Origin of the sequence: Pseudomonas sp. CFII68, assembly GCF_000416195.1 — a bacterium.
GTDB classification, from domain to species: Bacteria; Pseudomonadota; Gammaproteobacteria; order Pseudomonadales; family Pseudomonadaceae; genus Aquipseudomonas; species Aquipseudomonas kilonensis.
This window is the reverse complement of record NZ_ATLN01000081.1, coordinates 1-11,502: the sequence shown is the minus strand read 5'-3', so window position 1 is coordinate 11,502 and position 11,502 is coordinate 1. Positions and strand designations below refer to the sequence as shown.

7 protein-coding genes are annotated in these 11,502 nt (G+C 57.1%); 6 read left to right on the top strand and 1 reads right to left on the bottom strand.

Annotated features, from left to right (window positions below; all coding sequences use genetic code 11):
• The 6 genes from CFII68_RS26760 to CFII68_RS14360 all read left to right on the top strand — a co-directional run.
• Positions 1-117, top strand: a 117-nt coding sequence (locus CFII68_RS26760; RefSeq protein WP_018606799.1) for a nicotinate-nucleotide--dimethylbenzimidazole phosphoribosyltransferase, incomplete at its 5' end; no start/stop codon positions are given.
• Positions 114-689 (top strand): alpha-ribazole phosphatase family protein, encoded by a 576-nt coding sequence (gene cobC, locus CFII68_RS14340; RefSeq protein WP_018606798.1) that lies wholly within the window; start codon positions 114-116, stop codon positions 687-689. The genes CFII68_RS26760 and cobC, both read left to right, overlap by 4 nt.
• 2 nt (positions 690-691) lie before the next feature.
• A complete protein-coding gene (locus CFII68_RS14345) occupies positions 692-1,423 on the top strand; it encodes an adenosylcobinamide-GDP ribazoletransferase (RefSeq protein ID WP_018606797.1) in 732 nt (243 codons plus the stop codon).
• Positions 1,424-1,576: 153 nt separating this feature from the next.
• Positions 1,577-3,670, top strand: coding sequence for a hypothetical protein (locus CFII68_RS14350; RefSeq protein WP_018606796.1), 2,094 nt, complete (start codon positions 1,577-1,579; stop codon positions 3,668-3,670).
• 244 nt (positions 3,671-3,914) lie between these two features.
• Complete coding sequence (locus tag CFII68_RS14355; RefSeq protein ID WP_018606795.1) at positions 3,915-6,128, top strand: autotransporter outer membrane beta-barrel domain-containing protein; 2,214 nt, start codon at positions 3,915-3,917, stop codon at positions 6,126-6,128.
• 101 nt (positions 6,129-6,229) lie between these two features.
• Entirely contained in the window at positions 6,230-7,732 is a 1,503-nt protein-coding gene (locus CFII68_RS14360; RefSeq protein WP_018606793.1) for a hypothetical protein, read from the top strand.
• 540 nt (positions 7,733-8,272) lie between these two features.
• Here the strand turns inward: CFII68_RS14360 and CFII68_RS14365 are convergent.
• Positions 8,273-11,488 carry an RHS repeat-associated core domain-containing protein gene (locus tag CFII68_RS14365; protein ID WP_218187451.1) on the bottom strand — a complete coding sequence of 1,072 codons (3,216 nt, stop codon included), beginning with the start codon at positions 11,486-11,488 and terminating at the stop codon, positions 8,273-8,275.
• Positions 11,489-11,502 lie beyond the last annotated feature (14 nt).

The window sequence follows — 11,502 nt, the reverse complement described above, 5'->3', positions numbered from 1 at the left end:
CGCCTGGGCGAGGGCAGTGGCGCGGCGTTGGCGGTGCCGCTGTTGCGCCTGGCCTGTGACCTTCACGGGCAGATGGCGACGTTTGCCGAAGCGGCCGTGGCGGATCGCCCGGCATGACCTTGCGCCTGGACCTGCTGCGTCACGGCGAAACCGAACTGGGCGGCGGCTTGCGCGGCAGCCTCGACGATGCCTTGACGGCCAGGGGCTGGGAGCAGATGCACGCGGCTGTCGAGCAAAGCGGGCCCTGGGATCGCCTGGTGAGTTCGCCGTTGCAGCGTTGCGCCCGTTTCGCCGAGCAACTCGGCGCCCGACTCAACCTGCCGGTGCACCTGGATAAGGACCTGCAAGAGCTGCATTTCGGCGCCTGGGAAGGTCGTAGCGCGGCGGCATTGATGGACACCGACGCCGAGGCACTGGGCCAGTTCTGGGCCGATCCCTATGCCTTCACGCCCCCCGAAGGCGAGCCGGTGCTGGCGTTTTCCAGCCGCGTCCTGGCAGCGGTCGAACGTCTGCACGCGGCCTATGCCGGGCAGCGGATCCTGCTGGTCAGCCATGGCGGCGTGATGCGCCTGCTGCTGGCCCAGGCCCGAGGCCTGCCTCGGGAGCAATTGCTCAATGTCGAAGTCGGCCATGGCGCGCTGTTTTCCCTGGCGGTGTCGGCAGGGCCCGTGCTCAAAGAGGCGGATTGACGATGTTGCCCTTCTGGATCGCCCTGCAATTTCTCAGCAGCCTGCCGGTGCGCCTGCCTGGCATGCCCGAGCCTGAACAGCTGGGCCGTTCGCTGTTGTTCTATCCGGTGGTGGGGCTGTTGTTCGGTGTTTTGCTGTGGCTGTTCAATGCACTGCTGCTGGACACGCCATTGCTGCTGCACGCCGCGCTGTTGCTGAGCGCGTGGGTGTTGCTCAGCGGCGGCCTGCACCTCGATGGCCTGGCCGACAGCGCCGATGCCTGGCTGGGCGGTTTCGGCGACCGCGAGCGTACGTTGCTGATCATGAAAGACCCGCGCAGTGGGCCGATCGCGGTGATCACCCTGGTGCTGGTGCTGCTGCTCAAATTCACCGCGCTGCTGGCGTTGATCGAGCAGGGACAGACGTTGACCTTGATCGTCGTGCCGGTGCTGGGGCGTGCCGCGTTGCTTGGCCTGTTCCTGACCACGCCGTACGTGCGTGCCGGCGGCCTGGGCCAGGCCCTCGCCGATCATCTGCCCCGCCGTGCGGGTTGGCAGGTGTTGTGGGTGTGCGCGCTGGGGGTCTTGCTGGTGGCGGGTTGGGCAGGCGTCGTTGCCCTGTTGGCCGCCTCGGCGGTCTTTATCGGCTTGCGCCAGATGATGCTGCGCAGGCTAGGGGGCTGCACCGGGGATACCGCCGGGGCGTTGCTGGAATTGCTTGAGATGGCGATGTTGGTGGGGGTGGTGTTGCGCTGAGTTTGTCCTGATCTTGTCCCGGCGACCTGTCAACTCTGACAGTATCGCGTCATTGAAAACGCGTGCTTAATTCGCTCAAGGCCTCAGCTGCCGCGCAGAGCGATGGGAAGCGTTGTGTCGTGTCCGGTGTTATCGATCTGCCAGAAAAATTGGATGGCCGTTGGCGTCTCAGCGGCTGAACGTTATCAATGGGAGAGCGATAGCATGGCGAATGCGGATATCAAACAGCAGCGGCGTGAGGCGAACAGCGCTTATCTTCGGATGCGTACCGAGCATCAGTCGAAGTTGGGCGACAAATTCATAATCATTAAGAATCCTATGGTAGACATCAACACTGGTCTGCTCAACGGCCCCAGTCTGAAGAGCGGATTGAGTGTAGAGATTCCCAAGTGGGATAACCTGCCACCCCCGGGCGCACCGGAGAAGATCCAGGTAATGTTCGATCGTAGCGGCAATGGCCGTTTTGAGGTTGTGGCAGAACATGAATTTGAAATACCTTTGGGGGGGGCTGACTTTCCAGAGACCTTCCCCTACCCAATGCTCATTGAGGCCCGTGACCTTCCGCAAAGCTCTCCATGCCGCGTGAGATATGACCATTACCCCTATAACGCAACAGATGCAGATGAATCTCCGATCACTCCGCTCATTTGCGATCAAGAGCCACCTTATAGACACGACCCGCCAGAGGCGTTGAAGTTTTCGGAGGTGTACCTCGACGACACAAACCTGGCGCCTGGCAGCAAATTGACTGCCACAATTCCTGGTTACGCTGATTGGCAAGCGACGGATAAAATCGCCGTTTACCTGGTGGATGCCGCCGACATTCCCGAGGACCTGAATGGACTCTCCCCGATTTTCTTCAACGATGTTCCCCCCCCGGGCACCTCAGACACTCCGATCGAAATCGACGGCGATCGTATTCGTGCGTTTGGCGATGCCGAATGCGTGTTCATCTACGTCCTGATCGACAAGGCGACCAATCCCAGCGCTCTGTCGCTTTGGCAGAAAATAAGCCTCACCTTCGGGCCGCTACCGACTAATTTACAAGCGCCGGAAGTCCCCCAGGCAAAACCAGGCCCATTGGTGGTTGAGCATGCTTTGTCGGGGGTGAGTGTCTGGATTCCCCGGTATGACAATCACAAGAACAGTGATGAGATTCGATTGAAGTGGGGAAATACGACGCTGGACGACGACTATCCCATAGGGCCTAACCCACCGACCCAAATCGTGGTTCCGGTGGAACCGAAACTCCTCATGCTTGAGGAATACGGTCAAAACACCACTGGCAACAAGACGACCAACGTCAGTTATCACGTCGTGCGTAAAGGTCGGCTATTCGGACCTGAAAACACCGATATCGAGGTCAATTTCGAGGTGCCGATCCCCTGGGTTCCCTGGCCATCTCCCGATTGGCCGGATCCGGTGCATCCAAGCTTGACGGTAGGCGTAGTCAAGAATTGGGATGATAACCGGACCAACCAGTTGACACGGGCCGACAAAGACAAGGACGCGAAATTTACCTTTACCTGGTACGCCGAGGCGGTTGACGGCCATATCATCGATTTTTTCTGGAATGGCACTCGTGTCGTAGAGGCCCAGATAACCTTCGATGATACAAATCCTGAGCACGTACCTGGCCAGGATCAAACCGTCGACATCCCTTGGATCTACATCAAGGACGGCGGCAATGGCCTGAAGGTGCCGGTGCACTATCAATTGAGCGCGACAGGCATTGAGAATGATCTGGAATCCACTCCAACCGAGGTCAATGTCAACGCCATTGCGGTTGAGCTGCCGCCTGCGAGTTTCCCCACCATTGATCCAGTGACGACCCCGTACCCAGGTTGCAGGGTTCTTGATGACGATGGCGCGCTCAGGGTCGACATCCCTGACCTCACCGGAGTGCTCAAGGATGGCGACGAAATCAAGTTCGTCTTCACGCCCATGAGAGGAGAGTATCTGAGCGATCCCGAAGATCCGATCGTCGGGGCGCAGTTTGAGCGGGACTACGTGCTGGGCGCTACCGGTACACCTCTCACCGGTTTCACCATTCGGGTGGAACCTTATACGACTCATATCCTGCCGCTTTATAACGAGACCGCAGCAACGGGTCGCAGGGGCCGGGCGAAGATCCAGTACTTCCATGATGACGGCTCGGAAACACTTGATTCGACACCGTTCACAACCATCACCGCCTTCCACCGACCGAACGAGCCGTGCGAGATCCCAAGGCCACCAACGCCTTGACCTTTGAGCTGGCACCCGGGCGTTTTTCGCCCGGGAGTGCAGGTCGATGCGGGTTCATAGGAAAGGCGCCTACATTGATATTTCATACGGAAGTAATAAGAAAAGTCTCACAAACACAAGGATAAATCCTACATATATCCAGGAAGCGAGTGCTTAGGATTGCCGCCTTTTGATCGTTCGGACCCAGGCAGTAAAACGCCAGGCTCGACGGTTGCCAGACAGCTTGTTTATCCAGGAGTTATCCATGCCCGTCAGCCACTCATTCTCCATCACGCCGCTTGCGCGTTTTCTCAAACTCGTGACCCTCGCGCCATTGTTGTTGCTCAGCCCCACCGGTCTGGCGCAGACACTCATCGAAAATGGTGCGTCCAAGACCATCGACGCCGCCACCACGCCCGACGATTATCTGGTGGAGACCGAAAGCAAGCTGACGGCCAACGGCGCCACGACTTACCAGATCCGTGCGTCCGGCGGGTCGACGATCGATCTCAGTGATACCCAGGTCACCGCCCAAGGCAATGCCAACGGAGTCGATCTAGCCGGCAGTCACGCGACCATCGCCAATGGCAGCAAAGTCGTCAGCAGCAACACCGGGCTGCAACTGGCAACATCAGCCGGCGGCGGATCTACCGCGGTGGTCAGCGACAGTGAGATCATCGGTGGACGAGTGGGGGCAACCCTCAGTGCTCGCAGCCAATTGATACTCGAGGCCGGTTCCACCGTAACTGGCAGCAACGCCGATGGCATTGGCGTGCGTAGCTTCGGCGGCAAGATCTCCGCCACCGACAGCACCATCATCGGTGGGCTCAACGGTGTGTACCTGTTCGCCGACCTCAACCTGTCCGCCGACAACGCGTTGATCCTGGACAATTCCCGTGTCGAAGGGCTGGCCGGCTCGGCGATCATCGTCGACGGCCAGACCCAGACCAACGACGAACGGGTGAATATCCAGGTCAACAACGGCTCTACCCTGGTGGGCGGTAACGGTACGCTGCTGGAAGTCGTCAATGGCTCTTCGGCGAATTTCAGCGCCGATAACAGTCAACTGGTCGGCGACATCATCGTGGAAGATGGCAGCAGCGCCAACGTGGTGTTCGATAACTTCGCCACGCTCACCGGTCGCCTGGAAAACGTCGAGAGCCTGGCCGTCAACAACGAAGCCCGCTGGATCATGGTCGGCGATGGCGAGGTCGAAAAACTCTCCATGAACGGCGGTGGCATCCAGTTCGGCAATCCGGGCGAGTTCTACAAATTGACGGTGGGCGAGCTGTCGGGCAACGGCACCTTCTTCATGCACACCAACTTCAGCACTGGCCAGGTCGACACCTTGACGGTGACCGGGACAGCCACCGGCAATCACCTGGTGGCGCTCGACAGCAGTGGCTCGGAACCCGGCGCCGCCGCTTCCATCCCGGTGGTTCACATCGGCGGTGGCGATGCCCAGTTTTCCCTGGTGGGTGGTGAGGTGGACTTGGGGGCCTACTCCTACAACCTGATCAAGCAAGGCGACAATGATTGGTACCTGAACACCGCTTCGAAAATCATCAGCCCCGGTACCCAATCGGTGATGGCACTGTTCAATGCCGCACCCACGGTCTGGTACGGCGAACTCAGCACCTTGCGCAGCCGCATGGGCGAAGTGCGCCGGGACCAAGGCAAGGCCGGTGGTTGGATGCGTGCTTATGGTAACAAGTTCGATGTCAGCGCCAGTTCCGGCGTGGCTTATAAGCAAACCCAGCAGGGCTTGTCGTTGGGTGCCGATGCGCCGTTGCCGGTCGGTGACGGGCAGTGGCTGGTGGGGGTGATGGGTGGCTACAGCAAGTCCGACCTGGATTTGAGTCGCGGTACCACCGGTGAAATCGACAGTTTCTACCTTGGTGCCTACACCACGTGGCTGGACGAGGAAAGCGGCTATTACTTCGACGGTGTGCTCAAGTTCAACCGCTTCCAGAACGAATCCGACGTCCGCCTGAGCGATGGCAAAAAGGCCAAGGGCAGCTACGACAGCCACGGCGTCGGTGGCTCCCTGGAGTTCGGTCGTCATATCAAGTTGGAAGACGACTACTTCGTCGAACCTTATACACAGCTTTCGGGCGTGATCATCGAGGGCAAGGACTATCGCCTGGATAATGGCTTGTCCGCCGAAGGCGACCGCACGCACTCGTTGCTGGGCAAGGTCGGTGCGACGGTCGGGCGCAACTTTGACCTGGGTGAAGGCAACGTGCTGCAGCCGTACCTGCGTGCCGCGTATGTGCACGAGTTCGCCAATAACAACGACGTGCAGGTCAACGATAACAAGTTCAGCAATGACCTCTCCGGTTCGCGCGGTGAGCTGGGTGCGGGTGTGGCGATGACGTTGACTGACAAAGTGTCGGTCCACGCCGATTTCGATTACAGCAACGGCAATAAGATCGAGCAGCCGTGGGGGGCCAACGTGGGCGTGCGCTATCTCTGGTAATTCAATGGGCTGACGCTGCACGGCACGTTCAATGTTCTTTACACGATGCGAGGATAACGGCTGCGGCCATTGTCCTCGTGCTTCTTTGAGGAGTCTTGTTCATGAGCGAGTCAGCAGATAAGTCGTCTTCCGATAACCCTAGAGAATTACTTCCACCCCGCATAGATGAACTGTTAGATAACATTCCGGGCGGTGAAATCAATCTGCTTCCCGAAGCCGCCACGCATGATGATCTAAAGGTTTGGTTCGTGTTATGGGACAATTCTGATCCGGCGTTGGGTGAGGAGTCGGTTGAGCTGTTCCTTGACGGTGCCCCGAATTGGGTAGATCGCCGAACTTGGAACGCTTTCATAGAGCCGTCAGACCGATATGTGACGTTGCCCCAAAGACTACTGCGTGGTAATGACGGGCTTCATCGGTTGCACTACAGGGCGACGGCTTATAACAATGAGTCTGATGACTCTGCCGAGTTGGAGATTACCCTCGATACGACGCCGCCTGTCCTTGCTGCTGACAGCAAGCTGGTTTTCCCTCCCGAAGTCCTTCCGCCCAATAAACTCACTGCCCGCTACCTTGAGCAGAACAATGATGAGGTCAAGGCCAATCTCCCGGGATACACGGACCCCCGACCCTGGGATCGGATCACCTGGTACTGGGGATCTACACCAGGCACCCAGGATGAAGGCGGTGTCATCGAACTTGATGACCAGAATTTTTCTGATCCCGTCGTGGTTACGATCAGCGCTGATTTAATACAGGACAGGGGCGATGGGTCCCGGTATGTGTGGTATGAGGTGCAGGACCGCGCGGGTAATGTCAGCCCTAGGTCTGTGGCGGTTGTATTGGATGTCGATGCCACGCCGATTCCCCGTGATTTGCCTTGGTCCTCTATTGACGGCGCGGTTGGGACGGGGGAGCTACAAACGTTGGATCCGTTGGTGCCTGCTGGCGGCGTTGTTATTGTGCAAGTGCCGGACACCGCCGTTATCTACCCGGAAGAGAAGGTTTGGGTGCAATGGGGGGAGCCTGGCACCCTGGGCGCTACTCGGGTCGAACAGCCCATCAGTTCAGGCTCACGTCGTTTTCGGGTGGAAATGCAGTACCTGGCGGCCCAAATCGGCAGGGTGTTGCCGGTCTCCTATGGTGTCATCGATGCGATGGATCAGGAGCATATTTCTGTCCCACGTCGGCTCCAGGTACTAACCCTCCCAAGTAACCGGCTCGAAGCCGTCCAGTGCGAGGGCCTTTCCGGCGGATATCTGAGCTATAACTCGGTGGCACCGGAGGGCGCACGACTGACGCTGAAAAAATGGCCGCTCATCACAACCGATCATTGGGTCATGATCACGATGACTGGTGTCAACTCTTCTTCAGGCCAGGACTGGGTATTCCCGGCCGTGAACAAGCGTGCGGTCACTGAGCAGGAGACTTTTGCCGGCATTGGTTTTGGTACTGAGGTCAGGGTGTCTAAGGAGTTTTTGAATACGCTACGACGTAATGCGCCATTGACGGGCAAAGCCTATGTCAGTTTTGATGGCGGGCAAACTTGGCCGCCTTTGTCGTCGCCTAATTTCCCACTGTTGCAGTTGACTCTGGTTCAGTGAAACCCGTCAAAGATAAAACAAACGATGCACTACCCGTGGCGAGGGAGCTTGCTCCCGCTGGGTCGCGAAGCGGCCCCGAAAGGGGACTGCTTCACAGTCCAGCGGGAGCAAGCTCCCTCGCCACGGGTTAAGTACTGAACTTGATTGGCTTGTGTTAGGCCTCACTTCTAGTTGTTGATTGTATGCCTGAAACATTTCAGTCAGTGATATCTCCATTAGCAGAGAGTTACGGGAGAGGGGGTGGGAAGTGGCTTTATGCTTATCAATGACTCATGAAAAACCAAGTATGAAATTGAAAGGCGATTTTATACTTGGTTTTAAATATTTATGGAATAAATATCTGATGTAGCGGATTTCCCGCAACGTTGAGATTCTTCGTTCCGCCGGTCAATTTTGTAATGCCTCTAGTTGCTTGGGCTTTCTGCGCTGGAGTTAGAGTTCCCGCTTGTTGGTTTGATTCCTTTAGCGCTGCACTGGGTGACGGAGGAGTCCATCCGGATGAACTAGATAAACTAGACGAACTAGACGAGCTAGACGGAACTAGAAAGAACTAGAAGAACTAGAAGAACTAGAAGAATCACTCGAATAATCGACGGAGGGGGTGCTGCGCATAGAATGATGTGATGAGTCGCTGGATGCGCTGGAGCTACTAGAAGTACTGCTCTCGGAAGACGTAGATGAAACACTAGGGCTTCTGCTCCTTGGAGGAGTAGGTGTCGAAACGCTGCCCCTCGGTGAACTGGAAGCGCCTGGAGCGCCTGCACCGGGTCTACCTTTAAAATACGAGAAGAGACTTAAAGCCCCACCCACAGTAACCAAAATGCCTCCAATGCTCATCAATGTCTCATTGTTTGTTATAGCGCCCGCTGTGACTAGTATCGCGCCCAATGTCGTTATCACAGCAGCACCAATCGCTAGAGAGCCTCCACCGGTAAAAACGGCTCCTGCTATCGCGGCAGCCGCCGCAACAACTACCCCTACGATGATCCCGAGTTTCGCCCAAAAACCTAACTTAGACTTTTCGGGCTCTGGAATGGGGTCGATATACCCAGGGTTATCATCCGGCCGACGATAGTTGGCCCGATGTCCGGTCGGGTCACGGAACGTAATCGGATTGCCCAGGCAATACGCATAGCGGTTGACCCCGCCCGAACCGAACGGGCTATACGAATCCGGACTATGAAAGCGCATCAGGTTAGGGTTGTACACCCGGTAGCCACGGCCCAGCAGATACCAGTGGCTCGTGTTCTCGCACACCTCGCTGTTGAACGCGATTAAGCTCTGCAAGGCTGCCTCGCTGCTACGAATACCGTAGGCGCTGTAGGCTACTGCGTGCACGTCCGATTGCACGCATTCTCCTATGACGCTGGGGCTGGCGTCTGTCATCAGCAAGAGGGTCTGCTCATGGTCGTCGATTTGCTGCTGCCCCAAAGGGCGTTCTTCATGGAACAAATACTGCGTGCCGATGCCATTGTGCAGCGTGTGGCTCAGGTTGTAGCCCTGATAGAAGCGTAGTGTTTCCGGCTCGTTGTCTTGACGAACGCCCACCAAGTGGTTATGCCCGTCGTAGCGATAGCTCACGACAAGCTGCTCTTGCGCATCCTTTACCGCAACCAGGCGGCCATGATCGTCGTAGATCAAGCGTCGATTGAGTTCGTCATTGAGCATATGGCCATTGGCGTCGTACTCGAACTCAAGCAGCGCTGGATAGCCGCCGGCCGTATAGGTATGGGTAATCTTTTTCAATTGAAAAGGATCGTCGGGATCATAGGTGAATACGGCAATGTCGCTGAGACCGCCATCGAATTGAGTGGTGACTCGCACGATATTATCCAGCTCATCGAACCTGAATAACTGGCTGAGGATGCTATTGCCGTAGGCGTCCTTGGGCAGGGCGCTGCCCGTGCAGGTGTGATGAACGAGTCGGTTGCGCGAGTCGTACACAAACGCCTCATCGAGCAAGCTCTCCTCGTTCAGGAACACGTGTCGGCTCTTGAGTTGGTTGTCGCCTTGCCAGATTTGTGTAATGACTCGTGGGGCTTGACCATTGAGGGTCAGTGTCCGCTCGATTTCCCGGCCCTGCGGGTCGTATTTGACCTCGGCAACCAATGTCGACGTCGGGCTGCGTGTCGTGGTGCGGCACAGTTGGCCGAGTGTGTCGTAGTCGAAGTCGGCACTGAGCGCGCCTTGGACGACTGTTTTGGCCCGTCCGCAATCGTCATAGGTGTAAACGGTATCCAGGCCGTCGGTATGGCTTCGACTGATTTGCCGCCCCTGGAGGGAAGTCTGGTAGGTGGTCTCCATCTTTTTGCCGTCGATATCGGTCCAGCTTTCGTATTCCAGCTCGCCGGTATCGGTATATCGATATTCACGCTGGCCTTGATTATTTTGCGCCCCGGTTATTGCTCCGGTCTTGAGGTCATACACGTAAGTTGTCGATTCATCTTTGGAGGTGGTGATCTTTAAAGGCTGCTGGGTCAGTTCTGGTTTGTATTCATAATCGAAAACTTCTTTGGCCGGGGTGATCCGCTGGCTGAGCTGCATCTGGCTGCCGGTGTATTTGAACTCCTCGATCTGCGGATTGACCATTGAGCCGACACGACGTTCGGTCATGCGCTGGAGGCTGTCGAATGACTGTTGGCCGACAGTGATCGACGGCTTGGCGCTGGGTTTCACGCTCATGCTGGTGGTTTGTTCACCTAAACTGTGCGCGGCAAACTCCCGGCTGGCGACCGTATTGTCGGGGAGGGTGGTGGCGTTCACTCGATCCCACGGGTCATAGGCAAAACGCGTCCTGCGTTCCTGCCCGTCATACAATTCTATTTGTTGTACACAGTTGTTCTTGCCGTCATAGGTGTATTCAACCGCGCCAACGGTCGGCAGCCCTGTCGTTTCAAGCAGGTGGCGCAGATGCTCTGCGACCGGGCGTTCGGGTTGTTGGTGGCACAGATCGATCAAGGGCTGTGCGTCCAATCGTTCGAAGCGGTCAAGCTTGCCGAAATCGTTGTACTTGCCCACGGTCAGGCCGCTGATAAGTGTTGTCGTTTCAGTCTCCGGGGTTTCCAGCCATTGGTGCTCGACCGGCCCTTTGCTGCCAAAAGGCGACCAGAGGTAACGGCTCACAACGCCATCGGGCATTGTCGTGCGATGGGCGATACCCCAGGCGTCGTATTCAAAGCGCTGGCGCAAGGGCATGGATTTATCTTCCAGCCAGTCGTAGCGGATCTCTTCGATCAGGTTGTCCAGTTTGTCGTAACTGGCCGCGTAGACCTGGCGCGGCGCCTTTGCCTTCTCGACCCTCTCTCGATAAACCACTCGTCCCATACCATCGAAGCGGGTATGGGTCGTTACGCCGCTGACCCCCGTCACGCTCTCTGAAGCGTATTGCCCGTCTGTACTGATCAAGGTATAGCGATAAACGCGTTCGGCTCGAACGTCGGGCGATTTAGGTGAGACGATTTCCTTGGTGACTCGACCCAGAACATCGAACTGGCGAAGCAGTTCCACGCCATCGACGTCGGTGGTCAGCACCGCTTCGCCGGTGATCAGCGAATTTTCCTGGGACATCGTTTTTTCGATGCCGTCAAAACCAGTAAATAACTCGCGTGTTTCCAACACGGTTTCACCGGCCAGCGCGCTGGGGCCCTTGTCGTACTCATACAAGGTCGTACTGGTGGTGCCATTGAGCAAGGTTTGCTGGCTGGCCAGGCGGCTATGCAAGAATGGATCGCCGGTCAGTTCATGGTAACTGCGCAAGGTTTGCTGCAAGG